Origin of the sequence: Kosakonia sp. AG348, from assembly GCF_003337365.1 — a bacterium.
GTDB lineage: Bacteria > Pseudomonadota > Gammaproteobacteria > Enterobacterales > Enterobacteriaceae > Kosakonia.
In genome coordinates, this window is sequence record NZ_QPJR01000003.1 from 416,338 (window position 1) to 442,627 (window position 26,290).

Consider the following 26,290-nt stretch of genomic DNA (forward strand, 5'->3'; position numbering starts at 1 on the left):
AGTACATTATATTTATTTCCATTCATAAACTGTGCCAATTTTATGGCGGCTCCATCAAAACGGTGCTGCTACTTTACGCAATATGAGTATTAACTGAGTAAATACTTATAAATAAGGTTGATAGAACGCGCAAATGGAAGCGGAGGCTTTATGCTATCGAGAGACGGCAATCAGGGGATTATCATCAGCAAAACGCCGATACTTAGGGTCGGGATTGGCGGCATTCTTGAGCGACATTTCCCGGAATATGCACTCAATTATTATTCATCAGTGGAAGAGGTTGCACTGCTTAAATTAAAATGCGCCAGATTGATAATCACTGACTTATCAGGGGAGCAACGTTATGCAAGAAAAAGCTGTCAGCAATATTATTCACTGTTTCCTCAATGCGATAACGCACGCTGGCTATTCTTCGTTTCGCGCAGCCTCTACCCTGTGGCTGCTGAGCTTCTTATGCAGCCCCAAACGACCTTGCTGGCCGATGTCGAACCGATAGAGGGTGTAATTGACGCCATTCGTAATGGGCATAAGAATGTTGAGAATATAAGCCAAACCTTATTGACTTCAGGATGGCATAAACACACCGACAATTCTTTTTCGAACGCAATGTTAACGTTGTCTGAGCGCAAAGTGTTACGCCTCCTTGGAAAAGGATGGGGGATTAATCAAATTGCCACGCTGCTTAAAAAAAGTAATAAAACAGTTAGTGCGCAGAAAAATAGCGCAATGCGGCGGTTATCACTACGTAGTAATGCAGATTTGTATACATGGATTAATAGCAGTCAGGGAATGAAACAGCTGGATTTTGGTACGGCGGACGGAGAGCATAATGAATGGAAAATACCAGGAAGAAGGGAAATGTTGCCATCATAGAAAAATGCATAATGAGCGGGGAGGGCCTACGACATTTATTTGATGAATCTGCTATTAATCACTATCAATTTTATTTTTTTAAAGATCATTCGGCGTTTCGGCAGGCGCTGAAACAGACTTCGTTTTTTTCCGTCATCTATTCCCTTTTTGGTCAACGGAAAGAACGGCTGGAATGCCTGATGTGTCTGCATTTACTCTCCCTTTCCCATCCAGGAATGCAACGCATTGTATTAGCGGGAGATAACCGTGAAGCGCGGCTGGTTGGGCATCTCTCCCCCTCACGGTTGCACGGGATATTAAGTAAATCATCCCCCCTTGCTGTGCTACTGGAGGAGTTAGTCACGTTGTTTGGGGAGACGCGGCGCATTAACGAAAACATGATTAACCATTGGTATGTGAGCCAGTGTCGTATGCTCAGCCCGACAGAAAGGGAAATTCTGAACTACATGACGCGGGGGTTTTCTGTTGCCGAAATTGCATCGCAGCTGGATCGTAATGTGAAAACTATTCGGGCGCATAAATTCAACGCAATGGCAAAGCTGGGGGTCACATCAGATGTCGGTTTGCTTGATGCGGCGGATATTCTGACATGGAAGCCGCCCTGCGCGCGGGCCGCATCGGAGTTAATGTAAACGTTTTTTTGGGAACTGCGCCAGGCTATCCCTGGCGCTTTGTTAGGCAACTACAGACACACATCAATCCATTTCGCGTGTGTTAATTCCGCCATTCTGTCGGGAGAAATACGAATTGCGCTGTGAATTGCTCCCGCGGCCGGTAACACTTCCTGATAGCGTTTTAACGACACGTCACAATATACCTGCAACGGGTTTTCCAGACCAAACGGGCAGACACCACCGACTGGATGTCCGGTAATGGTGACGACCTCATCACTGCTTAGCATTCGGGCTTTCGCGCCAAAGGTATTTTTTAGTTTTTTATTATCAAGGCGTGCATCACCTTTCGCGACGACCAATATCACTTCGTTCTTCACTTTTAACGACAGTGTCTTTGCGATTTGCCCTGGTTCGACATTATGCGCTGCGGCGGCGAGTGCCACGGTTGCTGTACTTTGGTTAAGTTCAATAATATCGATGTCGGGGGCGTTATCGGCAAAGAACTGCCGTACGGACTGCAAACTCATGATGTTCTCCAGCAAATGACCGCCATTAATCTGTCACAAGCCTGTTATGCGTGTAAATAACCGGGCATAACAAACATCTTACTGCCAGATTCTCGATCCTCTTCACAATCGCGGAAACCGGTTACAGTAACCGGTTGCAGTGTTAACAAGCCGGGTTAATACTCATTTTGTCATTTCCCTCTGTTCATAAAATTAAAAAAGAGCCGTCTATGAAACCTACTCAACTTTGCTGTAATGCTGGTTCGAAAACCTGCATGGTTTCACGTCAAAAACATGGATCGCTGCACGGCAGAACGGTTGCTGATGCGCTTACTTTGTTAGCCTGATAGGAGATCTACTATGTCTGCCAACCATGCTGCGTTTAATCTTATTTTCCGGTTTATAGAAAATTATGTCAGTCCGGTAGCCGGACGCATCTCTTCCCAGCGTCATGTTATGGCGATTCGCGACGGTTTTATCTCCGCGATGCCGTTTATGATAGTGGGCTCATTCTTGCTGGTATTTGCATACCCTCCATTTTCGCCAGATACGACCTGGGGTTTTGCCCGGACATGGCTGGACCTGGCGAAGCAGTATGAAGGGCGGATCCTTACGCCTTTTGATATGACGATGGGCATTATGTCTATCTATATCTGTGCGGCGATTGCTTACAATCTCGGTAAACATTATGTGAAGTCGCATCAGCTGGATCCGTTTATGTGCGCGATGCTGTCGCTGATGGCTTTTTTACTGGTTGCAGCACCGAAAACCAACGGCACATTGCCAGTTGATAGTCTGGGTGGTACCGGTATTTTTACCGCGATCCTGGTGGCTGTTTATTGCGTTGAAATGATGCGTTTTCTGAAAGCGCACAATATAGGCATCCGTTTGCCAGACCAGGTGCCGCCAATGATCAAAAACTCTTTTGATTTGCTGATCCCAGTTTTGGTCGTGGTGCTTACCCTTTATCCGCTGAGCCTGCTTATCCAGACGCAGTTCAACATGTTAATTCCGCAAGCCATTATGGCCCTATTCAAACCACTGGTGGCGGCGGCGGACTCGCTACCTGCGATTTTGCTGGCGGTGATCATCGGCCATTTATTGTGGTTTGCGGGTATTCATGGTGCGGCGATTGTTTCCGGGATGCTGCAGATGTTCTGGTTAACGAACCTCGGGCTTAACCAGAGTGCGCTGGCGCAAGGTGCACCGTTACCGCATATCTTTATGGAAGCGTTCTGGACATTCTTTATTGTGATTGGCGGATCCGGGGCGACCATGGGACTGGTGTTCTGCTACTTGCGTAGCCGCTCGGTGCATTTGCGTTCGATCGGGCGTTTGAGCGTGGTACCGAGTTTGTTCAACATCAACGAGCCGGTTATTTTCGGTACCCCCATCGTCATGAACCCTGTGTTCTTTATCCCATTCCTGCTGGCTCCGACTCTTAATGCGATTATTGCCTGGGCGGCAATGAAACTGGATCTGATTGGCCGCGTCATCTCGGTCGTACCCTGGACAGCGCCAGCGCCGATTGGCGGTGCATGGGCGTTAGGTTGGGATTTCCGCGCGGCGATCCTTGTCGTTCTGCTGGCCTGTGTGTCTGCGATAATTTACTACCCGTTCTTCAAAGTGTATGAGAAACAGTTGCTGGAACAGGAAGCTGAAGAGGCACAACGCGCCGAGGAAGATAAGCAGGTTGCGTGATGGTGTCGAATAAAAACGAAGAGGGCGATTTATCGCCCTCTGCTTATTTCAGCGTACAGTCACCGCACTGCTGAACATCGGGCAGGCGATAGCGCTGGCAGCAAGTGCGACGCACCAGAGCGCCGTCGCGCAGAACAACTGTGCGCCACAAAGGGTTATCACTGCCGTCAGCGAGTTGCTTTTCGAAAAAGCAAAGCTGGCGAAGTGCGGCAACACGCGTTTCACCTAGTTTTGGGATGAGTTCCCCCAGGCACCAGTTAATCAGATAGCCGGTATTGCTCCAGATAAGTTTACCGTTGATATCGCCGGTGGCTTCCAGCGCCTGAACTACCGGGAGGATCGCCTGCGTCGTTAATGCGCATATACGCTGCGCGTCGTCGCATGACGACAACTTATTATCCCGTTGCACATCAATCCAGAAACACGCGGCGCGGCCGGTTTCATGGAACTCGGCATGAAAATGTTCCGGGGAGAGACTAATGGCGCTTTTTTGCGTCAGCAACGTTAATAATAGTGGCGGTACCAGCAGCCCGAGATACCACTGTGCCCATAACGACAGCAACGGTTTGTTTTCACGCTGCTGCGTCAATTGGTTGCGGTAAATATGATCGGAGTAGGTGGCGATAAGTGACTGTAATGCGGCAGGGTGCGCCCACTCAGCCAGTGTCATTGCTTGGTACGGTGCGGGTTCATTCAGACGAATAAAATCGAGCAAATACTCACGGGTGCTGGCGATGGTTTCCCGCATGGCATTTGCCAGCGAATCACGCTCATCAGTGAGTCGGCTTCGCCAGATAATGTTTTCGGTGATCGATGCGGTGCGATAGGTCATAGCGCCAGCCGATAGCAAATCTAAATGATAATGATTGCTAATCCTAGCCAGAGGTAAAATCGATAGCAACATTTTTATCGAAAAGTTAGCGCTGAGCGCGCCTCAGGCGACTCGCAGCTCGCCACTCACCAGAATGTTATTACGGCCTAAATGTTTGGCTTCATATAACGCTTTATCGGCGAGCGAAAGCGCCGCATCAATATCGTGATCGACAAGTGGCGCAATCCCGATACTGATCGTGACGTTTGTGGCGACGCTTTCGTTAAACATATGCGGGATTTTTAAATCGTACACTTTCTGGCGGATGCGCTCTCCGGTAAGGCGAGCCTGCTCAACATCAACGTTATTCAGCAGGATCATAAACTCTTCGCCGCCAAAGCGCGCGACGATATCACGGGAACGCACGGCGTCGCGTAAAGCAGCGGAAACACGGATAAGCGCCTGATCGCCCATCATGTGTCCGTAGTGGTCGTTGTAGGCTTTGAAGTGGTCAATATCGAGCAGCAGGACGAAACGCGAACTCTCATCAACGGCCAGCAAGTTATCAAGTTTGTGTTGCAAACCACGACGGTTGTACAGGCCGGTTAGTGGGTCAAGCATGCTCAGATCGTTTAGCGTTTTACGCTCCTGCATCAGGCGGTTCATCAGCGCAAGGGCAAAACTATCGTTACGTTTTTGGATCGCATGCTGGATAGAGATCCCCAACACTGGCAGCGCAAAGGTGTAAATAAGCCTGATTGCGCTTTCCCCTTCGCTAAACCACAGACATGTCACGAAGACCGGCAAGGAGTGCAGCAAAAAGGCGACAATGTTATTTGAAAAAGCGATTGAGCCGATAAAAAGCACGCTCAGCAAGGCTATAAGCAGGTAGGTAGAGGCGTCGTCATTAAGTAACCTGACTTTGGTTATCACATGCCATGCCCACAGGCAGCCAAATATAAGTGAGATGAATGTGATATTGATTTTTGTTTTTGGATAACACTTTTGCCAGACGGGCAGCACAATGCTCGCCGCAAAGATAGCGCACACGGGAAACGTGAACGCGCGCTGATTGTAGAACGGCAGAGCAATAGAGAACAAAGCTGAGATTGCGTTGAGCAGTAAAAAGAGTCGTAGGGACAATCGATATCTCTTATTACATAGAGATTGCCAGGTTTGTAATGTCATACCTAAAAATCGTTATTTATCCGCAATATACTACTGCGCTATGAGTCAAAGGAAAAAAGAAGTAACGCAATGAAACTGTCATTGCGAAAAATTAGTGATTTGGATTTAGATTTAAGCAGCGCTTAATTTATCACCTTCCTGAATGACTGTCATTAGATGATGAGTAATCTTCATACGACCGTATGACCGCCGGCTGACAATTGAGAAAAGATATCATATGATATTGGTTATCATTATCGATTTGAGAGATGAAACCATGTTGCAGCGAGCGCTGGGAAGTGGCTGGGGAATTGTGGTGCCTGGAGTGATTGTTGCTGTGCTGATGCTGGCGGATTTATCAGCCAATGCGTGGCGAATGGTGATTGTTCTGGGCTTATTACTGACACCCGCCATGCTTTACCATAAGCGTTTACGCCATTTTATTTTATTGCCTTCAGGCGTTGCTCTGGTTGGCGCAATGATGCTGATGCTATTGAATCTAAAGATGATGATGTAACAGGGGAGCAATACAGGGAGAGAATAAGATATCTGGTGCGAGGGGGGGGACTTGAACCCCCACGTCCGTAAGGACACTAACACCTGAAGCTAGCGCGTCTACCAATTCCGCCACCTTCGCACAGTCATCTTACTTTTTGATATCGCCTCGTTGGTGCGAGGGGGGGGACTTGAACCCCCACGTCCGTAAGAACACTAACACCTGAAGCTAGCGCGTCTACCAATTCCGCCACCTTCGCACAGTGCGAGCGATATCAACGTGGTTTATGGTGCGAGGGGGGGGACTTGAACCCCCACGTCCGTAAGGACACTAACACCTGAAGCTAGCGCGTCTACCAATTCCGCCACCTTCGCATACCATCGATACTCTTGAAGTATCGTTACCACGGAGGCGCATTCTAGATGTTTTCAACTTTTCGTCAATAGTTAATTGCACAGACTGAGGCTGATCGCTGTAAAAATGGGCGCGTCGTGACGAGGTGGTGAAATTTGCCCGATGAAGGATTCCACCGGGCCTGCGGGTTATTTTAACGCCTGGCGCGTCATTACCGTACGGTACACTTTGAATCTGCCTGTCTGCGCAATGACTTCATGGAAACCGAACGTTTGATCCAGCACATCCGGGTAAGGCAGGAAGGCGTTCGCAACAATTCGCAGCTCGCCACCGCTGTTCAGATGGCGTACCGCACCGCGAATCAGCGTTTGTGCGGCTTCCTGGCTGGTTTGCAAACCATCATGGAATGGCGGATTGGAGATGATCATGTCAAAGCGACCCGTGACTTCGGAGAAGACATTGCTGGCGAAAACGTCACCTTCAAAACCGTTCGCCGCAAGCGTTGCGCGGCTGGCTTCTACCGCCGGGGCGGAAACATCGCACAGCGTCAGGCGCACTTTCGGCGAATGGCTGGCCAGGACCGTTGCGAGCACACCCGCGCCACAGCCCACATCCAACACTTTCCCCTTGGTATGCGGCGTAAGCGTCGACAGCAGAAGCTGGCTACCGACATCCAGACCGTCGCGACTGAATACGCCCGGCAGGGTTTTAATCGTCAGGTTATCCAGTATGTATTCGCCCCAGAAACTGTTCGCATCGAACTGCGGCTGCTTCTCAAGACGACCGTGGTACAGCCCACAGCGACGGGCGCTATCGACTTTATTCAGCGGACAAAACTCAGCCAGCATCTGTTCGGCACTGCGCACACCGCTACGGTTTTCGCCCACCACAAAAATGTCGCTGCCCACTGGCAGTAGCGACAGCAGGTTCATCAACTGAAACAGGGCTTCCGGTTTATTTTTCGGCCAGTAGTAAATAAGCGTGTCGCTGTTACCGACGGTCTCGCTATCGGCCACCAGGCTATAACGGGCGTGTTCACCCATCTGCGGGCTTAAGGTCTGCCACTGATGGAATTGTTGCGTCCAGGCACGGCTTTCAGCGGTGTCCAGGCGAGCGGGCAGGTCATCCTGCAAATCGCCGGCAAATAAAATACGGCTTGGTTCGAAATCATCACTGTGGCGCAGCAAGACTTCACTTGCCGGGGTATAAGCAGACATGAATGGTTCCTCTTTAAATTCAGGCGGCGATTATACACGTTATCCTTCAAACTGCCTCTTTGTTGGCTGCGTCTTCATCCCCCGGTTAATCTCCACGGGAGCCTCATTCTTGCCGCCTCGGCGTAGTATGAATGATTTTGTGTATGCCCGTTATCTTACGCGTTGCGTCTTTACTGGCTGCGTGTTGATGGCGCAATTTCGTCGAGTTTGTTATATTTGCGCGCCTGATACAGGAGTGTTTCACCATGACTTCCCGACGCGACTGGCAATTACAGCAACTGGGCATTACCCAGTGGACCTTGCGACGCCCGGCGGCGCTGCAGGGGGAAATTGCTATTTCGCTGCCCGCGCATATCCGGTTGGTGATGGTTTCACCAACTTTGCCGACGCTGAGCGATCCGTTGGTCAGCGATGTGCTGCGCGCGCTAACCGTGACAGAAGATCAAGTCCTCCAGTTGACGCCCGATCGTGTCGCCATGCTACCGCCCGAAAGCCAGTGCAACAGCTGGTGGTTGGGTGTTGAAGCGCAGCAGGCGCTGGCGGGTGCTCAGGTTGCGACGCCGTCGGTTGATGAGCTACGCACAAATCCTGCGGCTCGCGCCGCGTTATGGCAACAAATCTGCGAACATGAACACGATTTCTTCCCTCAGCACGGCTGATTTAGCCCGCGCATACCAAATAGAAACACGGGCGCATGCCTTCCCCTGGAGCGAAAAAACGCTGGCCAGTAATCAGGGCGAACGCTATCTCAACTACCGGTTGATGGTCGGGAATGAAATGGCCGCATTTGCCATTACCCAGGTGGTGCTTGATGAAGCCACGCTGTTTAACATCGCCGTTGATCCGGCCTGGCAGCGTAAAGGGTTGGGGCGTCAGTTGCTGGAACATCTGATTCATGAACTGGAAGCACGCGACGTGCTGACGCTGTGGCTGGAAGTCCGCGCCTCTAACGTTGGCGCTATCGCACTGTACGAAAGTTTAGGTTTTAACGAAGCGACCATTCGCCGTAACTATTACCCCACTGCCAATGGGCGTGAAGACGCGATAGTGATGGCTTTAGCAATTTAAAAAGGTGATGTAATGAAATGGGACTGGATACTCTTTGATGCTGACGAAACGCTGTTTACCTTTGATGCGTTTGGCGGCTTACAACGGATGTTTCTTGACTATAGCGTGACATTCACCGATCAGGATTTTGCAGAATATCAAGCTGTTAACAAACCGCTATGGGTGGATTACCAGAACGGTGCTATCAGCGCATTGCAGTTGCAGACCCAGCGCTTTCAGAGCTGGTCTGAACGCCTGAACGTCCCTGCTGGTTCGCTTAACGACGCATTTCTGAATGCGATGGCCGAAATCTGCGCACCACTGCCAGGCGCAGTATCATTACTGAACAGCCTGAAAGGCAAAGCGAAACTCGGCATCATCACTAACGGTTTCACCGCCTTGCAGCAAATTCGCCTGGAACGTACCGGTCTTCGCGACTATTTTGATTTATTAGTGATTTCCGAAGAAGTCGGTGTGGCGAAGCCCGATGCGAAGATTTTTGATTACGCGCTGCAAAAAGCAGGTAACCCGGATCGCGCCCGCGTGTTGATGGTTGGCGATACGGCGGAATCCGACATCCTCGGCGGCATTAACGCCGGGCTTTCGACCTGCTGGTTGAATGCGCACGATCGCGCGCTTCCTGAAGGTATCAACCCGACCTGGACCGTCACGTCCCTGAACGAACTGGAGCAACTCCTGTGTAAACATTGATTGTCTGCACTCCGCCGTTGAGTACAATAGCCGCATTTTTCGTATTTCATCGCGAGGCCTCAGGCCGCGCAATTACACAGAAGATTTCATTATGACGTTGTCTCCTTATTTACAAGAGGTAGCAAAGCGCCGCACGTTCGCTATCATCTCGCACCCTGATGCCGGTAAAACCACCATCACTGAAAAGGTGCTGCTGTTCGGACAGGCGATTCAAACCGCCGGTACGGTAAAAGGCCGCGGCTCCAGCCAGCACGCAAAATCCGACTGGATGGAGATGGAAAAGCAGCGTGGTATCTCTATTACCACCTCCGTGATGCAGTTCCCGTATAAAACCAGCCTGGTCAATTTGCTGGATACCCCGGGGCATGAAGACTTCTCCGAAGATACCTACCGCACTCTGACGGCGGTGGACTGCTGCCTGATGGTTATCGATGCGGCAAAAGGGGTTGAAGATCGGACCCGTAAGCTGATGGAAGTCACTCGTCTGCGCGATACGCCGATCCTGACCTTTATGAACAAACTCGACCGTGACATCCGCGATCCGATGGAGCTGCTGGATGAAGTGGAAAACGAGCTGAAGATCGCCTGTGCGCCGATTACCTGGCCGATTGGCTGCGGTAAGTTGTTCAAGGGTGTTTATCACCTTTATAAAGATGAAACCTACCTGTATCAGACAGGGCAGGGGCACACCATTCAGGAAGTGCGCATCGTTAAAGGCCTGAACAACCCGGATCTGGATAAAGCCGTGGGCGAAGATCTGGCACAGCAGCTGCGCGATGAGCTGGAGCTGGTGCAGGGCGCATCGAACGAGTTCGATAAAGAGCTGTTCCTGAGCGGCGAAATCACGCCGGTCTTCTTTGGTACCGCACTGGGTAACTTCGGCGTCGATCATATGCTGGATGGTCTGGTGGAATGGGCGCCTGCGCCAATGCCACGTAAAACCGACACCCGCGAAGTGAAAGCAGATGATGACAAATTCACCGGCTTCGTCTTTAAAATTCAGGCCAACATGGACCCGAAACACCGCGACCGCGTGGCGTTTATGCGAGTGGTTTCTGGCCGTTATGAAAAGGGCATGAAGCTGCGCCAGGTGCGCACCGGCAAAGATGTGATTATCTCGGATGCCCTGACCTTTATGGCTGGCGATCGCTCGCATGTAGAAGAAGCCTACCCGGGTGACATTATTGGTCTGCATAACCACGGGACGATCCAGATTGGTGACACCTTCACCCAGGGCGAAATGATGAAGTTCACCGGTATTCCGAACTTCGCACCGGAGTTGTTCCGCCGTATTCGCCTGCGTGACCCGCTGAAGCAGAAACAGTTACTCAAAGGTCTGGTTCAGCTTTCAGAAGAGGGCGCGGTGCAGGTGTTCCGTCCTATCGCCAACAACGATCTGATTGTCGGCGCAGTGGGTGTGCTGCAGTTTGACGTGGTGGTTTCCCGTCTGAAGAGCGAATACAACGTGGAAGCGGTGTACGAGTCTGTGAACGTGGCGACAGCGCGCTGGGTTGAAAGCACTGACGTGAAGAAATTCGAGGAATTCAAACGCAAGAACGAAATCCAGCTTGCGCTCGATGGCGGTGATAACCTGACCTACATCGCCCCAACGATGGTAAACCTGAATCTGACACAGGAACGCTATCCGGAAGTGACTTTCCACAAAACTCGCGAGCATTAATCCTTCTGCAGAGCACGGTAGACGCCGTGCTCTGTCACTTCTCCTGTCTAATTAGCCCCTTGCGGATTGTTCTTAAAACCCGTCATTTCGCCTCCATTTGTTCGTTTTTTACCCACCCGGCCATGATTTTTGTCGATTGTGATCTATATTTAACAAAGTGATGACAAATCGGGTGGATAAAAGTCCTGTTCAATGCGTGAAGTAGAGTCTTTTATCCACTCATTTCTTCACAAAGGAATATTAACAACTGCTTTAGCACGATGTGCGACAGGATTGTAAACGCGCCATCAGTTGCTGAATTGGGTGGTTTTCACCACAGCAGTAGAGCGGCACACGTTGCTGCTTGTGGCCCAAATAGTGGGCAAACCAACAGGAAGAACATCGATGACTATGAAAAAACTGACTATTTCCAAAACTCTGCTGGCCGTAATGCTGGGCTCTGTTCTGGCAAGTGGTTCCGCATTCGCTGCGGAGACTACCACCGACAAAGCGCAAAATGCTGCTTCCAGTGCAGGGGAATCAATCGATAGCTCAATGAATAAAGTCGGTGGTTTCATGGATGACAGCACCATCACCGCGAAAGTCAAAGCGGCGCTGGTGGATCATGAAGACATTAAAAGTACGGACATCTCCGTTAAAACGGACAAAAAAGTGGTCACGCTGAGCGGCTTCGTTGAAAGCCAGGCGCAGGCAGAAAAAGCCGTCTCCGTCGCAAAAGGCGTCGAGGGCGTGGCTTCTGTGAGCGATAAGCTGCATGTGCGTGACGGCAAAAACAAGACCATGAAAGGTTATGCGGGTGATACCGCTACCACCAGTGAAATCAAAGCAAAACTGCTGGCCGACGATGTTGTCCCTTCCCGTAAGGTGAAGGTCGAAACCACCGATGGCGTGGTGCAGTTGTCCGGTACCGTAGATTCACAGGCACAAAGTGAACGCGCTGAAAGTATCGCCAAAGCAATCGACGGCGTTAAAAGCGTGAAGAACGATCTCAAAGTGAAGTAACTAATCCTGAAAACGTCACTACCCGGTGCAAGCCGGGTATGACAAGCACGTACCAGGAAAAACATCGCCGGTGGGCATCCTGAGCGCTCATCTTAAGCGGTTGAAATTAACTATGGTAAAGGAGAGTTTTATGTTTCGTTGGGGCATTATATTTCTGGTTATCGCGTTAATTGCCGCCGCACTGGGCTTTGGTGGTCTTGCGGGTACGGCAGCAGGGGCCGCGAAAATTGTCTTTATCGTCGGTATTATCCTGTTCCTCGTCAGCCTGTTTATGGGGCGTCGGCGTCCATAGCGTATTACACGCTTAAATTTCGGTTACATTAAAGCCAGTCCTTGTGACTGGCTTTGCTGTTTCGGCTGCGGGAAAAGTGCGCTACTTTGAGATATTCAGCGCATCAATAAGGAAAGCAGAGTGGGCCAGCATATTCCCGTTACGCTCGGCAACATCGCGCCGCTGGCGTTAAAACCCTTTCGTCCGGGTCGGCTCGCGCTCGTATGCGAGGGCGGTGGACAGCGAGGTATTTTTACCGCTGGCGTTCTGGACGAGTTTATGCGTGCGGAATTTAATCCTTTCGATCTCTATTTCGGCAGCTCTGCCGGTGCGCAAAACCTTTCCGCTTATGTCTGCAATCAACCTGGCTACGCACGCAAAGTGATCATGCGCTACACCACGTCGCGGGAATTTTTCAATCCGGTGCGCTTTGTGCGCGGCGGCAACCTTATCGATCTCGACTGGCTGGTTGAATCGACCTCAAGCCAGATGCCGCTGGCCATGGACTACGCCGCGCGGATTTTCGATGCGGGCAAAGAGTTTTACATGTGCGCCTGTCGGCAGGATGATTACTCCGCAGCCTATTTCTCTCCTACTCATCAGACATGGCTTGATTTGATTCGTGCTTCCAGCGCGATCCCCGGCTTTTATCGTCCGGGCGTGATGCTTGATGGCATTAATTATCTCGACGGCGGTGTCAGCGATGCCATTCCGGTGCAGGAGGCGGCAAAACGCGGCGCGAACACGATTGTGGTGATCCGTACCGTACCGTCACAGATGTACTATACGCCCCAGTGGTTTAAACGGATGGAACGCTGGCTGGGAGAGAGCAGCCTGCAATCCTTAATCAATCTGGTGCAGCACCATGAGAAAAGTTACCTGGCGATCCAACGCTTTATCGAAGCGCCGCCGGGTAAACTGCGTATTTTTGAAATTTATCCACCTAAGTTGTTGAAGAGCATGGCGCTGGGTAGCCGTTTACCGGCGCTGCGCGAGGATTATAAAATCGGGCGTTTATGCGGGCGCTATTTCCTGGCGACGGTGGGCAAATTGCTGGCGGAAACCCCGCCGCTGGTGCGCCACTCGCCGATTATCGCGCCTGCGACGCGTGTTGTTCCACCGGCTGCGGTGGCTAACGACGCGCTGGATACGCCGCTGGTCAGCAGCGTCGTGCAGGCCAACGATTTACCCATCAATAAAGAGGATACGGCGTGAGTTTCCGCTTTACCGATACCCACTGTCATTTCGATTTCCCGCCGTTTGCCGGCGATGAAACAGCGAGTATCGCCCGTGCGGGCGACGCTGGCGTGGAGCGCATTATTGTTCCGGCGATCGCCGCCCGTTATTTTGATCGCGTTTGCCACTTAGCACGCCAGCATACCGCACTCTATGCCGCGCTGGGGCTACACCCGATTGTGATTGAAGAGCACAGCGAGGAAAGCCTGCAACGGCTTGAACAGATGCTCGCGGCAAAGCCAGAGAAAGTGGTGGCGATAGGGGAAATTGGCCTCGATCTTTACCGCGACGATCCGCAGTTTGAGCGCCAGCAGCAGGTGTTAGACGCGCAACTAAAATTGGCAAAACGCTTTGATCTGCCGGTGATCCTCCATTCACGCCGCACGCATGACAAACTGGCGATGCATTTAAAAAAACATGATTTACCTCGCCGTGGCGTGGTGCATGGTTTCGCCGGTAGCCTGCAACAGGCGCAGCGCTTTGTTGAACTGGGCTATTACATCGGCGTGGGCGGCACCATTACCTACCCGCGCGCCAGTAAAACCCGTGACGTAATGGCGCAGTTGCCGCTTTCTGCATTACTGCTGGAAACGGATGCGCCGGACATGCCGCTCAATGGTTTTCAGGGCCAGCCCAATCGGCCAGAGCGTGCCGCGCAGGTGTTCGATACGTTGTGCGAGCTACGCCGCGAAGCGCCGGATGTCATCGCACACGCACTGCTGGAAAACACGCAGAGGCTCTTTGCGCTACAGATATAGCGCCGGGCGCAGCACGCTTTTCACACCGCGCTCCAGTAGCGCCTGCGCCAGCGGCTCCACATCCTCCGGCGTAGCGCTGCGCCATGTCTGCGCCTCACCGTACACGCCATGCGCATGAAAGGCATTAAGCCGCACTGGCACCTCGCCGAGTTGATGAATAAAGGCGGCCAGCGCATCGATATGTACCAGATAATCGCTCTGTTCCGGGATCACCAGCAGGCGCAACTCCGCTAATTTCTTCTCTGCTGCCAGTAGCCGCAGGCTGGCTTTCACCTGCACGTTATCCCGTCCGGTGAGAAAACGGTGCCGCGCATTGCCCCAGGCTTTGAGATCGATCATCGCGCCGTCGCAGACCGGCAATAGCTTGCGCCAGCCGGTTTCGCTGAGCAACCCGTTACTGTCCACCAGACAATTCAGATGGCGCAGTTGTGCGTCATCGCATAATACGGAGAACAGCGCGTGCAAAAAGGGCAGTTGCAGCGTTGCTTCGCCGCCGCTGACGGTGATGCCTTCAATAAACAGCGCCACTTTGCGAATCTGCGCCACAACCTGTTCAACCGTCATGCTCTGCGCCATCGGCGTGGCGTGCTGCGGGCACATGCGCAGGCAAGTGTCGCACTGCTCGCAACGCGCAGCGTTCCATTCCACTTGCCCTCTATTAATGGAGAGCGCGTGCTGTGGGCAACCCGCTACACAATCGCCGCAGTGGTTGCAGTGGCCAATGGTCCACGGGTTATGGCAGTTTTTACAGCGCATATTGCAGCCCTGTAAAAACAGTGCCAGCCGGCTGCCTGGCCCGTCCACGCAGGAGAAAGGGAGGATTTTACTGACGAAAGCGCATCTGCTGTTCATGGCTGACCACGCGGGGTTGTCGTTCCAGAATATGCGTGTTACGCGCTGCCTCTTCACCCAGCCAGGTGGTATTGGTGCGTGAGCCTTCGGCCCGGAATTTCCTGAGATCTGACAGGCGCACCATATAACCAGTGACGCGGACCAGATCGTTACCGGCTACGTTAGCGGTGAACTCGCGCATGCCGGCTTTAAACGCACCAAGGCAGAGCTGGACAACGGCTTGCGGGTTGCGTTTCACCGTTTCATCGAGGGTCAAAATATCGCTGATCCCGGCCTGATACCACGCATGATGCGGTGCGACGGCGAGCAGATGGGTAATCGGATCCGGCTCGTCGCCATAAGGCAGCCGCGCGCCTGGCGTGGTGTCGGTGTCAGAGCTAATACCCGATTGCGCATGGAGCATGGCGCGCTGCCGCCAGCCGTGTTTTACCGGCGTGTTTGCCACAAAGCTCGCCAGTTGTTCACTGATGCGATAACCAAGTGCGTTGGCTTGTTCATCTTTGCCGTAGCGCGCGGCGAGACCGGCTTTTTCACAAAGCGTATTGACCGCTTCGGCCAGCCCATACATACCAAACATGGGCACAAAACGGTCGGCAGAAATCAGCCCTTCCTGCACAAGGAAGCTATGCTCAAAGAAGCCGGATTGCTGATACAGAAAATCGCAGCGGGCATCGATAATTGCCATTTGCTGCTGGCAATAGTGTGGCAATTGATGGGTGAAAAAATCCTCCAGCGACGCGCTGCGTTCCGCGATCGCTTTCAGATTGAGGCGTACCAGCGTACTGCCGCCGCCGCCCAGCGGCAGGGAATTATAGCAACTCACAATGCCATAACCGCCTTTTGTGAAAATATTATCATGCACCGGGCCGTTGGCGATGTGCGGTTTGCTGCACTCGCAGATATTACGCGCCACCTCCAGTAGCAGATCATCCGGCGTAATATCCGGGTCATAGATAAAGGTTAAGTTTGGCGCAACCTGCTTCAGCTCTGCATCGGCGCGTAAAATAGCACGCGTAACCGGAGTGTCGAATGGGCCAATATTGGCATGCATAAAGGCGTCTGGCAGCGTTCTGTCGAGGTAGCGCCAGAAACGTTTTATGCGGATATCGATCTCCTGTTGTGTTAGAATTCTCACATATGGTTGTAGCAGGGCATCAAGCTGGCCGAGATAAACAGGCATTGATGTCACTGATGGAACATGGTGGTAGAGGATCGTCAGCAACGAGAGGGCGTCATCAAGATCTTTTGCCCCTTCCAGCTCCAGCCAGGCGGAACCGTTAGCAAGAAATTTAGCGTAATCCGGCAGCACATAACGCGGTTTGTAAGGGGCGTGCCCTTCAAACATATCGCAGATGGCGCCCTCATCAAGTGCTGCGCGTGCCGCTTGCGGCAACGCCGGATAGGGCAGGGCGTTTTCCGCTTCCAGCGCCAGGAAGTGGCGTTTTTGTTCCGGTGTGAGTGTTGGGCTGGTAACAATCTGCTGGCAGCGTGACAGCAATAAAGGATCAACAGACGGGGACATCATCGTTCCTCTTATTTCCTTGAGTGATGGCGATGAGTGTACGGAGCCAGCTGTTGGTCGCTTTTGATCCCGTCCCCTGTCAGCGCAATCATTACTGATGTGAATTTAAAAGTTTGATCAATGTCCCATTATGGTTTTGCAAACGTGAATTTAACTTTCATTAACTGTGATGGGTGTCGAAGTGTGAATGTGGGTTGATGTTAAAATACTAACAAACCCGAACAGAAAACCGGCATTACGCCGTCGGAGAGAATTATGAGTGATTTAACGACAAGTAGCCTGCGTGCGCTGAAACTGATGGACCTGACCACCCTGAACGACGATGACACCAACGAGAAAGTCATCGCCCTGTGTCATCAGGCAAAAACCCCGGTGGGCAACACTGCCGCCATCTGTATCTACCCGCGTTTTATCCCGATTGCGCGCAAAACCCTGAACGCGCAAGGTACGCCGGATGTGCGTATCGCAACCGTGACCAACTTCCCGCATGGTAACGACGATATCGACATCGCGCTGGCTGAAACGCGCGCCGCCATTGCTTACGGTGCTGATGAAGTTGATGTGGTGTTCCCGTACCGTGCGCTGATCGCCGGTAACGAGCAGGTAGGTTTCGAGCTGGTGAAAGCCTGTAAAGAGGCTTGCGCGGCGGCGAACGTGCTGCTGAAAGTGATTATTGAAACCGGTGAGCTGAAAACGGAAGCATTGATCCGTAAAGCGTCTGAAATCGCCATTAAAGCCGGTGCAGATTTCATTAAAACGTCGACCGGTAAAGTGCCGGTAAACGCGACCCCGGAAAGCGCACGTATCATGATGGAAGTGATTCGCGATATGGGCGTTGAGAAAACCGTTGGTTTTAAACCGGCTGGTGGCGTACGTAGCGCGGAAGATGCGCAGCAGTATCTCGCCATTGCTGACGACCTGTTTGGCGCCGATTGGGCCGATGCCCGTCATTACCGTTTTGGCGCCTCCAGCCTGCTGGCAAGCCTGCTGAAAGCGTTGGGCCACGGCGACGGTAAGAGCGCAAGCAGCTATTAATTAGTCATTGCCGGGTAGCGCATTGTTACCCGGCCTCAATGGATTTTCCGGCTTTATTCCTCAGGGGGTTACCTTGTTTCTCGCTCAAGAAATTATTCGAAAAAAACGCGATGGTCTCGCGCTGAGTGATGAAGAAATCCGTTTCTTTATCAACGGAATACGCGATAACACCGTTTCTGAAGGGCAGATTGCTGCTCTGGCAATGACCATTTTCTTCCACGACATGACGATGCCGGAGCGTGTTTCGCTGACCATGGCGATGCGAGATTCAGGCACCGTTCTGGACTGGAAACCGCTCGATCTTAACGGCCCGGTGGTGGACAAACACTCGACCGGCGGCGTGGGCGATGTCACCTCGTTGATGCTTGGCCCGATGGTGGCGGCCTGCGGCGGCTATATTCCGATGATTTCCGGGCGTGGCCTTGGCCATACTGGCGGCACGCTCGACAAACTGGAAGCGATCCCGGGGTTTGATATCTTCCCGGAAGATAACCGTTTTCGCGAGATTATTAAGGATGTTGGTGTGGCGATTATCGGCCAGACCAATTCGCTGGCTCCGGCGGATAAACGTTTCTACGCCACCCGCGATATCACCGCGACGGTGGACTCTATTCCGTTAATCACCGCTTCTATCCTCGCCAAAAAACTGGCCGAGGGGCTTGATGCGCTGGTGATGGACGTCAAAGTGGGTAGCGGGGCATTTATGCCGACTTACGCCCTCTCTGAACAACTGGCGGAAGCGATTGTTGGCGTTGCCAACGGCGCGGGCGTGCGGACTACCGCACTGCTGACCGATATGAACCAGGTGCTGGCTTCCAGCGCGGGCAACGCAGTGGAAGTGCGCGAAGCGGTGCAGTTCCTCACTGGTGAATACCGCAATCCGCGCTTGTTTGACGTCACCATGGCGCTGTGCGTGGAGATGCTGATCTCCGGCAAACTGGCGAAAGATGACGCCGACGCACGAGCGAAGCTGCAAGCGGTGCTGGATAACGGTAAAGCGGCTGAGATTTTTGGTCGTATGGTTGCGGCGCAAAAAGGGCCGCACGATTTTGTGGAAAACTACGCCAAATACCTGCCTACCGCGACGCTGAGTAAAGCGGTATACGCCGATGATGAAGGCTTTATCACGGCGATGGATACGCGCGCGCTGGGCATGGCGGTGGTGTCGATGGGCGGTGGTCGTCGCCAGGCGTCGGACACTATTGATTACAGCGTGGGCTTTACCGAGATGGTGCGTCTGGGCGAACGCGTTGATGGTCAGCGCCCGCTGGCGGTTATCCACGCTAAAGACGAAGCCAGCTGGCAAGAGGCTGCGCAGGCGGTGAAAGCGGCCATTGCGATGGGCGACAGCGCACCAAAAGAGACACCGACGGTCTATCGCCGCATTACTGAATAGCGGTATACTGATCTGATCGCTTTTTTACAAAGCACAAGGTACGGAGAACATATGAAACGTGCATTTATTATGGTGCTGGACTCTTTCGGCATCGGCGCGACCGAAGACGCGGAGCGCTTTGGCGACGTGGGTTCCGATACCCTCGGTCACATCGCTGAAGTTTGCGCGAAAGGTGAAGCCGACACCGGGCGCAAAGGCCCGCTGAATTTACCCAATCTGACCCGTCTGGGTCTGGCGAAGGCGCACGAAGGCGCAACAGGTTTTATTCCTGCCGGGATGGACGCTAACGCGGAAATCACCGGTGCTTACGCATGGGCGCATGAGCTCTCTTCCGGGAAAGATACGCCGTCAGGACACTGGGAAATCGCCGGTGTGCCGGTGCTGTTCGACTGGGGCTACTTTAGCGACACCGAGAACAGCTTCCCGCAGGAACTGCTGGATAAGCTGGTGAAACGCGCTAATCTGCCGGGTTATCTTGGCAACTGCCACTCGTCCGGTACGGTGATCCTTGATCAGCTCGGCGAAGAGCACATGAAAACCGGCAAACCGATTTTCTACACCTCTGCCGATTCGGTGTTCCAGATTGCCTGCCACGAAGAGACCTTTGGTCTGGATAAGCTGTATGAGCTGTGCGAAATCGCACGTGAAGAGCTGACCGAAGGCGGCTACAACATTGGCCGCGTGATTGCGCGTCCATTTGTTGGCGATAAAGCAGGTAATTTCCAGCGTACCGGTAACCGCCATGACCTGGCCGTTGAACCACCGTCAGCCACCGTGCTGCAAAAGCTGGTCGAAGAGAAAGATGGCCACGTGGTTTCGGTCGGTAAAATTGCCGATATCTATGCCAACTGCGGCATCACCAAAAAAGTGAAAGCCACCGGCCTGGATGCGCTGTTTGACGCCACCATCAAAGAGATGAAAGAAGCCGGTGATAAGACCATCGTCTTTACTAACTTCGTCGATTTTGACTCATCATGGGGCCATCGTCGCGATGTGGCGGGTTATGCGGCCGGGCTTGAGTTGTTTGACCGTCGCCTGCCGGAACTGATGGAATTGGTTGGCGAAGACGACATCCTGATCCTTACCGCCGATCACGGCTGCGATCCGACCTGGAAAGGCACTGACCACACCCGCGAGCATATTCCGGTGCTGGTCTACGGCCCGAAAGTGAAACCGGGCTCGCTGGGTCACCGTGACACCTTTGCGGATATTGGTCAGACGATTGCGAAGTACTTCGGCGTCTCTGATATGGAATATGGCAAGGCCATGTTCTGATGATTTTGGGCGGGAGCTTCCCGCCCTTTCTGTTTCAACGACAACGACATAAAGGAATTGACGATGGCTACCCCACATATTAATGCCGAAATGGGCGATTTCGCTGACGTAGTGTTGATGCCGGGCGACCCGCTGCGTGCAAAACATATTGCGGAAACTTTCCTCGAAGACTACCGCGAAGTGAACAACGTGCGCGGCATGCTGGGTTACACCGGCACCTACAAAGGCCGCAAAATTTCTGTTATGGGCCACGGTATGGGGATCCCGTCCTGCTCCATCTACACCAAAGAGCTGATCACCGATTTCGGCGTGAAAAAAATCATTCGTGTCGGCTCCTGCGGCGCGGTGCGTATGGACGTGCAACTGCGTGACATCGTGATTGGGATGGGTGCCTGCACCGACTCCAAAGTGAACCGTATGCGTTTCAAAGATCACGATTTCGCAGCGATTGCGGATTTCGATATGGTGCGTAACGCGGTTGATGCGGCAAAAGCACTGGGCGTAGACGCGCGTGTGGGTAACCTGTTCTCCGCCGATCTGTTCTACTCCCCGGACGGTGAAATGTTCGACGTGATGGAAAAATACGGCATCCTGGGCGTGGAAATGGAAGCGGCAGGCATTTACGGCGTAGCGGCGGAATTCGGTGCGAAAGCGCTGACCATCTGCACCGTTTCCGACCATATTCGTACGCACGAGCAGACCACTTCCGCTGAGCGTCAGACCACGTTCAACGACATGATCAAAATTGCGCTGGAATCTGTCCTGCTGGGCGATAAAGCGTAAGTATCTTTTCTAAGGGCAGGTTCTCTGCCCTTTTTATCAATTCATTTTAATGTCCATAGTTTTTATTATTCCCTTTTAATTCAGAGGAATAGAGCTATAAATTTATTCAAGTATCTATTCATAAATCTATTCACTGATGAGTTCGCTTACCGATCTTCTGTAACAAGGGCCCCAGCCCGCGATGGTGTTGCGTAAGGCATTAAAGATTAGTAGGCCACGTTTTCACGGCTGGTTGCCACCGAGCCACAGGTGCTGCAATTTGGTAAAGCACGTGCAACGCGCTATGCCTTGTTACGCCCTGTACGCAGTGTTGAACGGTTTGCACTACGCCGAATTAATGAACAACGTCATGTTTACAAGTGGGGCGAATTACACACATGTTGGCCCCAGGGCCGCTGTCTGGTCACATTAGAAGAAGGGGGCTGGCAGTGGTTTGACGGTCTGCCATGGTATCTCACCGAGCTGCGACCTCAGGATTTTTAGGACGGTCATGGGGTCGAAACATCGCGCGCCAGTTTGGCCTGCCTACGATATGTTGCCAATGGCATTTGCCCCCGTCAGTTCGGGAGCAATGCTATTGAACTGGCGCTGGATACCTCGGTCAGCAAGGCAGCGTGGAATTTCGCTATCCCACCGGCGCAAACATTCAGGCAGACAGTGGCGGCAGATTATCGCATCAGTGAGGCGTTTCGCCATATCGCCCGGCAAATGGGTGATAAAGCCGCCCAACTGGAACAGATAGCGCAACGGATGGCGTAGTCGGCCACTCAGAGAGGCTAACGTACTGCGCTTGCAATCCATGCGGAAAGCTCGCGAAGTTCTTGTTCCTGCTCCGGAAAATCGACTAACAGTGCATCACACTCCTGCGCCAGCATATCCGCGCGGTAGAGACAGCCCTGCAAACGTGCCGCCAGCGCTTCTAACGGCGCGGGGTTCAGGCTGTCGGTAAACACCTGTGTGCGGGTGATGTGACCTTTTTCCACATCAAAATGGAGCTCCACGCCGCCCCAGGTAAAACGTTCATCCAACAGATGGCTGAATGCCGGGGCCAGGCCGAAATTCCACTCCCAGCTGCTCTGGCGGGCAAAGGTTTCGGCAAAATTGGGCAAGTCCGGGGTTTTATCCGGCGAGATAACCTCCGCCGTAACCCGTTCGCCATAGTGGGCGAAGAAGGCTTCGGTGATCGCTTCACAGATTTGCTGATGGGTAATGCCCGGCAGCAACTCCACCAGATTCGCCACGCGCCCACGCACCGACGTAATGCCTTTGGCTTGCAGCTTTTTCTTGTCCGGATTGAGGTAATTGGCCAGGCGGCTGAGATCGGCATTCAGCAGCAACGTGCCATGGTGGAAGCCACGATCTTTGGTTTCCCGGTAGGCAGAACCGGACACCTTACGATCGCCTTCCGCCGTTTTCACCACCAGGTCGTTGCGCCCGGAAGCTTCTGCGGTAACGCCTAGTGAATTCAGAGCATTAAGCACAATCGACGTGGAGATGGTTTTGTCGTATTCCGGCTTTCCCGCCATGAAAGTGAAACAGGTATTGCCGAGGTCGTGGAACACCGCGCCGCCGCCGCTACTGCGCCTTGCCAGCCGCACGTTATCTTCTTCCATGCGGCGGGTATTACACTCTTTCCACGGGTTTTGCGCCCGGCCAATCACCACCGTGTCCGCGTTGCGCCATAAGAACAGTACGCGTTGCGTGGCGGGCATCTGGCGGAAAATGCACTCTTCCACCGCCAGGTTGAACCAGGGATCGTACGAGTCAGAGATAAGCAGACGAAGCGTCGACATAGCAGATTTCCTTTCTGTAACCTGTAATTTTTACCGGTAGCGGTCAGAGCGACTCTTTCTTTTGCTGCTCTTCTTCTTCCGGTACGGATTTGTTGGCCGTCAGCAAAAACGGCGACTGCTGCCAGCGCGTGCGTTTGCCCTGCAACAGGGTGCGCGTCAGCACTACGCCAATGGCCAGCGACAGCAGCAACATCAGGCGCAGAATATTGGTGGTGTTATCCACCTGTTTGGCTTCTGTCGCCAGCGTGTGCGTATCCAGCGTAAGGCGCAGGTAGCCCAGCGGGCCGCTCTTTCCCTGAATCGGCTCAACAATTTGTTGGTTGAAATAGCCGCCTGCTTTTTTGCCGTCCAGCGCCAGCCTGTCGCGCACATCAATACTTTCGCCGGAGCGCGCGATCAGATCGCCTTGCGCATCGTACACCCCTGCATCCAGAATGCGGCTCTCTTCGGTGAGCTGGCGCAGCACGACGTTGATCCGTTTTTCGTCCGGGGTTTCTGTGCGCATTAGCGGCGTGAGATTCAGCGTCACCTGGCGCGCCAGCGTTCTCGCCAGCTCTTCAAACTGCGGATTGCGCTGACGCTGATGGCTTTGGCTGAACCAGGATGCGCCCTGCATCAGCGCGACCAGCAGTGCCAGACAGATGAGGACGATTACGGCGCGATGCAGCCGAAATTTAAGTTTTGCGCGAGCCATATTCCACCTGTTGAAAATTTGAGGCTTAATGTTGCCAGAAGCGCTGGTTACAAGGTAGCCTCATGCGTTATTTTCCCCTCCATGCTTTCTGGCGCGAACGTTTTTACAGGAGCTTTAATGCCTAATAGTTTGACCTGGTGCGATCTGCCCGATGATGTTTCTCAGTGGCCGGGATTGCCGCTCTCTTTAAGTGGTGATGAGGTAATGCCTCTGGACTATCACGCTGGTCGCAGCGGCTGGCTACTGTACGCACGTAATCTGGATAAGCAACGTCTGACGACCTATCAGCGCAAATTGGGTGCAGCAATGGTGATTGTTGCCGCGTGGAGCGTTGACGATTATCAGGTTCTTCGTCTGGCGGGTTCGTTGACGCCGCGCGCGACGCGCCTGGCCCACGACGAAGGTATGGACGTCGCCCCGCTGGGGAAAATCCCGCATCTGCGCTCGCCAGGGCTGCTGGTGATGGACATGGACTCCACCGCCATTCAAATCGAGTGCATTGATGAAATCGCTAAACTTGCCGGCACCGGCGAAATGGTGGCGGAAGTGACCGAACGGGCGATGCGCGGCGAACTCGATTTTGCTGCCAGCCTGCGCAGCCGTGTGGCGACGCTGAAAGGCGCGGACGCCAATATTCTGCTGCAAGTACGCGAAAAACTGCCGTTAATGCCGGGCCTTGTGCAACTGGTGTTGAAGCTGGAAACATTGGGCTGGAAAGTAGCCATCGCCTCGGGCGGCTTTACTTTCTTTGCCGATTACCTGCGCGACAAGCTGCATTTAACGGCGGCAGTTGCCAACGAACTTGAGATCATGGACGGTAAATTCACCGGCCAGGTATTGGGCGATATCGTGGATGCGCAGTTCAAAGCCAACACGCTGAAGCAACTGGCTGAAAAGTATGAAATCGCGCCGGAGCAAACGGTGGCGATTGGCGATGGCGCGAACGATTTGCCGATGATCAAAGCCGCCGGGCTTGGCATCGCGTTTCATGCCAAACCCAAAGTGAATGAGAAGGCGGAAGTCACTATTCGCCACGCCGATCTGATGGGCGTATTTTGTATTCTTTCCGGCAGCATTAATAAGAAGTAGAGGTTATTGTGGCGAAAGCTCCCAAACGCGCGTTTGTCTGTAATGAATGCGGTGCGGATTATCCGCGCTGGCAGGGGCAGTGCAGCGCCTGTCACGCATGGAACACCATTACGGAAGTGCGTGTTGCCGCTTCGCCCACCGTGGCGCGTAATGAGCGTCTTTCCGGTTATGCGGGGAGCGCTGGCGTATCAAAAGTGCAGAAGCTGGCGGATATCAGCCTCGAAGAGCTACCGCGTTTTTCCACCGGTTTTAAAGAGTTTGACCGCGTGCTCGGCGGCGGTGTTGTGCCCGGTAGCGCGATTCTGATTGGCGGCAACCCCGGCGCGGGGAAATCCACGTTGCTGTTGCAGACGTTGTGTAAGCTCGCCGAGCAGATGAAAACGTTGTATGTCACCGGCGAAGAGTCATTACAGCAGGTGGCGATGCGCGCGCACCGTCTGGGGCTGCCGACCGGCAATCTCAATATGCTGTCGGAAACCAGCATCGAACAAATCTGCATGATCGCCGAAGAGGAACAACCGAAGCTGATGGTGATCGACTCGATTCAGGTCATGCACATGGCCGACATTCAGTCGTCGCCCGGCAGTGTGGCGCAGGTGCGTGAAACGGCGGCCTATCTGACGCGCTTTGCGAAAACGCGCGGTGTGGCGATTGTGATGGTCGGCCACGTCACCAAAGATGGCTCGCTGGCGGGACCAAAGGTGCTCGAACACTGTATTGACTGCTCGGTGCTGCTCGACGGCGATGCGGATTCGCGTTTTCGCACCTTGCGCAGCCATAAAAACCGTTTCGGCGCGGTTAACGAACTCGGCGTATTCGCCATGACCGAGCAGGGGCTGCGTGAAGTCAGCAACCCGTCGGCGATTTTCTTAAGTCGCGGCGATGAAGTCACCTCCGGCAGTTCGGTGATGGTGGTGTGGGAAGGCACACGCCCGCTGTTAGTTGAAATTCAGGCGCTGGTGGATCATTCGATGATGTCAAACCCGCGCCGTGTGGCGGTGGGACTGGAGCAAAACCGTCTGGCGATTCTGTTGGCGGTGCTGCATCGCCACGGCGGCTTGCAGATGGCGGATCAGGATGTGTTCGTCAACGTGGTCGGCGGGGTCAAAGTGACCGAAACCAGCGCCGATTTAGCGCTGTTGCTGGCGATGGTTTCCAGCCTGCGTGACCGGCCGTTACCGCAGGATTTAGTGGTGTTTGGCGAAGTCGGGCTGGCGGGCGAAATTCGCCCGGTACCCAGCGGCCAGGAGCGCATTTCGGAGGCCGCGAAGCATGGCTTCCGTCGCGCGATTGTTCCGGCAGCGAATGTGCCGAAAAAAGTGCCTGAAGGAATGCAAATTTTCGGCGTGAAGAAGCTCGCGGATGCGCTAAGTGTCTTTGACGACTTATAATTGGCTAATGTTTTT

General features: G+C 53.2%; 27 protein-coding genes and 3 tRNA genes. 19 read left to right on the forward strand and 11 right to left on the reverse strand.

The window, feature by feature from the left end; all coding sequences use genetic code 11:
- The first annotated feature begins 150 nt into the window (after positions 1–150).
- Positions 151–873, forward strand: coding sequence for a response regulator transcription factor (locus DFO56_RS09120; RefSeq protein WP_020456449.1), 723 nt, complete (start codon positions 151–153; stop codon positions 871–873).
- An 11-nt stretch (positions 874–884) separates the two neighbouring features.
- Positions 885–1,505, forward strand: a complete 621-nt coding sequence (gene bglJ / locus DFO56_RS09125; protein ID WP_071925256.1) for a DNA-binding transcriptional activator BglJ — start codon at positions 885–887, stop codon at positions 1,503–1,505.
- Between the two features lie 50 nt (positions 1,506–1,555).
- Here bglJ and DFO56_RS09130 read toward each other — a convergent pair whose 3' ends face one another.
- Positions 1,556–2,014, reverse strand: a complete 459-nt coding sequence (locus DFO56_RS09130; protein ID WP_045510080.1) for a YbaK/EbsC family protein — start codon at positions 2,012–2,014, stop codon at positions 1,556–1,558.
- 339 nt (positions 2,015–2,353) lie between these two features.
- Between DFO56_RS09130 and DFO56_RS09135 the strand changes: the two genes are divergently transcribed.
- Complete coding sequence (locus DFO56_RS09135; protein ID WP_020456453.1) at positions 2,354–3,694, forward strand: PTS cellobiose transporter subunit IIC; 1,341 nt, start codon at positions 2,354–2,356, stop codon at positions 3,692–3,694.
- Between the two features lie 43 nt (positions 3,695–3,737).
- Here DFO56_RS09135 and fhuF read toward each other — a convergent pair whose 3' ends face one another.
- Both fhuF and DFO56_RS09145 read right to left on the reverse strand, forming a co-directional pair.
- Positions 3,738–4,526 (reverse strand): siderophore-iron reductase FhuF, encoded by a 789-nt coding sequence (gene fhuF / locus DFO56_RS09140; protein WP_045510077.1) that lies wholly within the window; start codon positions 4,524–4,526, stop codon positions 3,738–3,740.
- A gap of 102 nt (positions 4,527–4,628) precedes the next feature.
- Positions 4,629–5,693 carry a GGDEF domain-containing protein gene (locus DFO56_RS09145; RefSeq protein ID WP_045510074.1) on the reverse strand — a complete coding sequence of 355 codons (1,065 nt, stop codon included), beginning with the start codon at positions 5,691–5,693 and terminating at the stop codon, positions 4,629–4,631.
- Between the two features lie 217 nt (positions 5,694–5,910).
- On the opposite strand from DFO56_RS09145, the gene DFO56_RS09150 reads away from it, so the two are divergent.
- The gene (locus tag DFO56_RS09150; RefSeq protein ID WP_045510071.1) at positions 5,911–6,189 is read left to right on the forward strand and encodes a DUF1435 domain-containing protein; all 279 of its coding nucleotides are present in this window, start codon (positions 5,911–5,913) and stop codon (positions 6,187–6,189) included.
- Between the two features lie 33 nt (positions 6,190–6,222).
- Here DFO56_RS09150 and DFO56_RS09155 read toward each other — a convergent pair.
- The 4 genes from DFO56_RS09155 to rsmC all read right to left on the reverse strand — a co-directional run bounded on the left by DFO56_RS09155 (position 6,223) and on the right by rsmC (position 7,739).
- Positions 6,223–6,309 (reverse strand) — tRNA-Leu (locus DFO56_RS09155).
- 31 nt (positions 6,310–6,340) lie between these two features.
- Positions 6,341–6,427 (reverse strand) — tRNA-Leu (locus DFO56_RS09160).
- A gap of 28 nt (positions 6,428–6,455) precedes the next feature.
- Positions 6,456–6,542 (reverse strand) — tRNA-Leu (locus DFO56_RS09165).
- A 168-nt stretch (positions 6,543–6,710) separates the two neighbouring features.
- On the reverse strand, positions 6,711–7,739 hold the full coding sequence (rsmC, locus tag DFO56_RS09170; RefSeq protein WP_020456457.1) for a 16S rRNA (guanine(1207)-N(2))-methyltransferase RsmC: 1,029 nt from the start codon (positions 7,737–7,739) through the stop codon (positions 6,711–6,713).
- A 245-nt stretch (positions 7,740–7,984) separates the two neighbouring features.
- Between rsmC and DFO56_RS09175 the strand changes: the two genes are divergently transcribed.
- The 8 genes from DFO56_RS09175 (at position 7,985) to DFO56_RS09210 (ending at position 14,445) form a co-directional block, all read left to right on the forward strand.
- Positions 7,985–8,398, forward strand: a complete 414-nt coding sequence (locus DFO56_RS09175; RefSeq protein ID WP_045510067.1) for a DNA polymerase III subunit psi — start codon at positions 7,985–7,987, stop codon at positions 8,396–8,398.
- Positions 8,367–8,807: a ribosomal protein S18-alanine N-acetyltransferase gene (rimI, locus tag DFO56_RS09180; RefSeq protein ID WP_020456459.1), complete on the forward strand. Its 441-nt coding sequence runs from the start codon at positions 8,367–8,369 to the stop codon at positions 8,805–8,807. Before DFO56_RS09175 ends, rimI begins: the two co-directional genes overlap by 32 nt.
- 12 nt (positions 8,808–8,819) lie before the next feature.
- A complete protein-coding gene (yjjG, locus tag DFO56_RS09185; protein ID WP_045510062.1) occupies positions 8,820–9,497 on the forward strand; it encodes a pyrimidine 5'-nucleotidase in 678 nt (225 codons plus the stop codon).
- 91 nt (positions 9,498–9,588) lie between these two features.
- Positions 9,589–11,178 carry a peptide chain release factor 3 gene (gene prfC / locus DFO56_RS09190; RefSeq protein ID WP_020456461.1) on the forward strand — a complete coding sequence of 530 codons (1,590 nt, stop codon included), beginning with the start codon at positions 9,589–9,591 and terminating at the stop codon, positions 11,176–11,178.
- Positions 11,179–11,562: 384 nt separating this feature from the next.
- Positions 11,563–12,180 carry a molecular chaperone OsmY gene (gene osmY, locus DFO56_RS09195; RefSeq protein WP_020456462.1) on the forward strand — a complete coding sequence of 206 codons (618 nt, stop codon included), beginning with the start codon at positions 11,563–11,565 and terminating at the stop codon, positions 12,178–12,180.
- Positions 12,181–12,310: 130 nt separating this feature from the next.
- Positions 12,311–12,472: a DUF1328 domain-containing protein gene (locus tag DFO56_RS09200; protein WP_007373037.1), complete on the forward strand. Its 162-nt coding sequence runs from the start codon at positions 12,311–12,313 to the stop codon at positions 12,470–12,472.
- 120 nt (positions 12,473–12,592) lie between these two features.
- Positions 12,593–13,666: a patatin family protein gene (locus tag DFO56_RS09205; protein WP_045510059.1), complete on the forward strand. Its 1,074-nt coding sequence runs from the start codon at positions 12,593–12,595 to the stop codon at positions 13,664–13,666.
- Positions 13,663–14,445: a TatD family hydrolase gene (locus DFO56_RS09210; RefSeq protein WP_045510057.1), complete on the forward strand. Its 783-nt coding sequence runs from the start codon at positions 13,663–13,665 to the stop codon at positions 14,443–14,445. Before DFO56_RS09205 ends, DFO56_RS09210 begins: the two co-directional genes overlap by 4 nt.
- Here DFO56_RS09210 and DFO56_RS09215 read toward each other — a convergent pair.
- Both DFO56_RS09215 and DFO56_RS09220 read right to left on the reverse strand, forming a co-directional pair.
- Positions 14,434–15,297, reverse strand: a complete 864-nt coding sequence (locus DFO56_RS09215; protein WP_045510054.1) for a YjjW family glycine radical enzyme activase — start codon at positions 15,295–15,297, stop codon at positions 14,434–14,436. The genes DFO56_RS09210 and DFO56_RS09215 overlap by 12 nt on opposite strands.
- Positions 15,269–16,819, reverse strand: a complete 1,551-nt coding sequence (locus tag DFO56_RS09220) for a YjjI family glycine radical enzyme (protein ID WP_045510051.1) — start codon at positions 16,817–16,819, stop codon at positions 15,269–15,271. Before DFO56_RS09220 ends, DFO56_RS09215 begins: the two co-directional genes overlap by 29 nt.
- A 255-nt stretch (positions 16,820–17,074) precedes the next feature.
- Here DFO56_RS09220 and deoC point away from each other — a divergent pair, with 255 nt between their 5' ends.
- From deoC to DFO56_RS09245, 5 genes are all read left to right on the forward strand, one after another.
- The gene (gene deoC, locus DFO56_RS09225) at positions 17,075–17,854 is read left to right on the forward strand and encodes a deoxyribose-phosphate aldolase (protein ID WP_045510048.1); all 780 of its coding nucleotides are present in this window, start codon (positions 17,075–17,077) and stop codon (positions 17,852–17,854) included.
- A 73-nt stretch (positions 17,855–17,927) separates the two neighbouring features.
- The gene (gene deoA, locus DFO56_RS09230) at positions 17,928–19,250 is read left to right on the forward strand and encodes a thymidine phosphorylase (protein WP_045510045.1); all 1,323 of its coding nucleotides are present in this window, start codon (positions 17,928–17,930) and stop codon (positions 19,248–19,250) included.
- A gap of 51 nt (positions 19,251–19,301) precedes the next feature.
- A complete protein-coding gene (deoB, locus tag DFO56_RS09235) occupies positions 19,302–20,525 on the forward strand; it encodes a phosphopentomutase (protein WP_020456469.1) in 1,224 nt (407 codons plus the stop codon).
- A gap of 63 nt (positions 20,526–20,588) precedes the next feature.
- Positions 20,589–21,308: a purine-nucleoside phosphorylase gene (gene deoD, locus DFO56_RS09240; RefSeq protein ID WP_017457844.1), complete on the forward strand. Its 720-nt coding sequence runs from the start codon at positions 20,589–20,591 to the stop codon at positions 21,306–21,308.
- A gap of 516 nt (positions 21,309–21,824) precedes the next feature.
- Positions 21,825–22,067: a hypothetical protein gene (locus DFO56_RS09245; RefSeq protein WP_114413859.1), complete on the forward strand. Its 243-nt coding sequence runs from the start codon at positions 21,825–21,827 to the stop codon at positions 22,065–22,067.
- A 17-nt stretch (positions 22,068–22,084) separates the two neighbouring features.
- On the opposite strand, the gene lplA is transcribed toward DFO56_RS09245, so the two are convergent.
- Entirely contained in the window at positions 22,085–23,101 is a 1,017-nt protein-coding gene (lplA, locus tag DFO56_RS09250; RefSeq protein ID WP_045510041.1) for a lipoate--protein ligase LplA, read from the reverse strand.
- Between the two features lie 43 nt (positions 23,102–23,144).
- On the reverse strand, positions 23,145–23,795 hold the full coding sequence (locus DFO56_RS09255; protein ID WP_020456472.1) for a YtjB family periplasmic protein: 651 nt from the start codon (positions 23,793–23,795) through the stop codon (positions 23,145–23,147).
- 117 nt (positions 23,796–23,912) lie between these two features.
- On the opposite strand from DFO56_RS09255, the gene serB reads away from it, so the two are divergent.
- The gene (gene serB / locus DFO56_RS09260) at positions 23,913–24,884 is read left to right on the forward strand and encodes a phosphoserine phosphatase (RefSeq protein WP_017457847.1); all 972 of its coding nucleotides are present in this window, start codon (positions 23,913–23,915) and stop codon (positions 24,882–24,884) included.
- Between the two features lie 8 nt (positions 24,885–24,892).
- Positions 24,893–26,275, forward strand: a complete 1,383-nt coding sequence (radA, locus tag DFO56_RS09265) for a DNA repair protein RadA (protein ID WP_020456473.1) — start codon at positions 24,893–24,895, stop codon at positions 26,273–26,275.
- The last annotated feature ends 15 nt before the right edge of the window (positions 26,276–26,290 follow it).

Coding starts and splice junctions, on each gene's coding strand:
- serB (WP_017457847.1), top strand. CDS start 23,913: ATGCCTAATAGTTTGACCTGGTGCGATCTGCCCGATGATGTTTCTCAG.
- bglJ (WP_071925256.1), top strand. CDS start 885: ATGAGCGGGGAGGGCCTACGACATTTATTTGATGAATCTGCTATTAAT.
- prfC (WP_020456461.1), top strand. CDS start 9,589: ATGACGTTGTCTCCTTATTTACAAGAGGTAGCAAAGCGCCGCACGTTC.
- rsmC (WP_020456457.1), bottom strand. CDS start 7,739: ATGTCTGCTTATACCCCGGCAAGTGAAGTCTTGCTGCGCCACAGTGAT.
- DFO56_RS09120 (WP_020456449.1), top strand. CDS start 151: ATGCTATCGAGAGACGGCAATCAGGGGATTATCATCAGCAAAACGCCG.
- rimI (WP_020456459.1), top strand. CDS start 8,367: ATGAACACGATTTCTTCCCTCAGCACGGCTGATTTAGCCCGCGCATAC.
- fhuF (WP_045510077.1), bottom strand. CDS start 4,526: ATGACCTATCGCACCGCATCGATCACCGAAAACATTATCTGGCGAAGC.
- DFO56_RS09135 (WP_020456453.1), top strand. CDS start 2,354: ATGTCTGCCAACCATGCTGCGTTTAATCTTATTTTCCGGTTTATAGAA.
- lplA (WP_045510041.1), bottom strand. CDS start 23,101: ATGTCGACGCTTCGTCTGCTTATCTCTGACTCGTACGATCCCTGGTTC.
- DFO56_RS09145 (WP_045510074.1), bottom strand. CDS start 5,693: ATGACATTACAAACCTGGCAATCTCTATGTAATAAGAGATATCGATTG.
- deoB (WP_020456469.1), top strand. CDS start 19,302: ATGAAACGTGCATTTATTATGGTGCTGGACTCTTTCGGCATCGGCGCG.
- DFO56_RS09215 (WP_045510054.1), bottom strand. CDS start 15,297: ATGAACAGCAGATGCGCTTTCGTCAGTAAAATCCTCCCTTTCTCCTGC.
- DFO56_RS09255 (WP_020456472.1), bottom strand. CDS start 23,795: ATGGCTCGCGCAAAACTTAAATTTCGGCTGCATCGCGCCGTAATCGTC.
- DFO56_RS09130 (WP_045510080.1), bottom strand. CDS start 2,014: ATGAGTTTGCAGTCCGTACGGCAGTTCTTTGCCGATAACGCCCCCGAC.
- DFO56_RS09150 (WP_045510071.1), top strand. CDS start 5,911: ATGATATTGGTTATCATTATCGATTTGAGAGATGAAACCATGTTGCAG.
- DFO56_RS09200 (WP_007373037.1), top strand. CDS start 12,311: ATGTTTCGTTGGGGCATTATATTTCTGGTTATCGCGTTAATTGCCGCC.
- deoD (WP_017457844.1), top strand. CDS start 20,589: ATGGCTACCCCACATATTAATGCCGAAATGGGCGATTTCGCTGACGTA.
- DFO56_RS09175 (WP_045510067.1), top strand. CDS start 7,985: ATGACTTCCCGACGCGACTGGCAATTACAGCAACTGGGCATTACCCAG.
- osmY (WP_020456462.1), top strand. CDS start 11,563: ATGACTATGAAAAAACTGACTATTTCCAAAACTCTGCTGGCCGTAATG.
- DFO56_RS09220 (WP_045510051.1), bottom strand. CDS start 16,819: ATGTCCCCGTCTGTTGATCCTTTATTGCTGTCACGCTGCCAGCAGATT.
- deoC (WP_045510048.1), top strand. CDS start 17,075: ATGAGTGATTTAACGACAAGTAGCCTGCGTGCGCTGAAACTGATGGAC.
- yjjG (WP_045510062.1), top strand. CDS start 8,820: ATGAAATGGGACTGGATACTCTTTGATGCTGACGAAACGCTGTTTACC.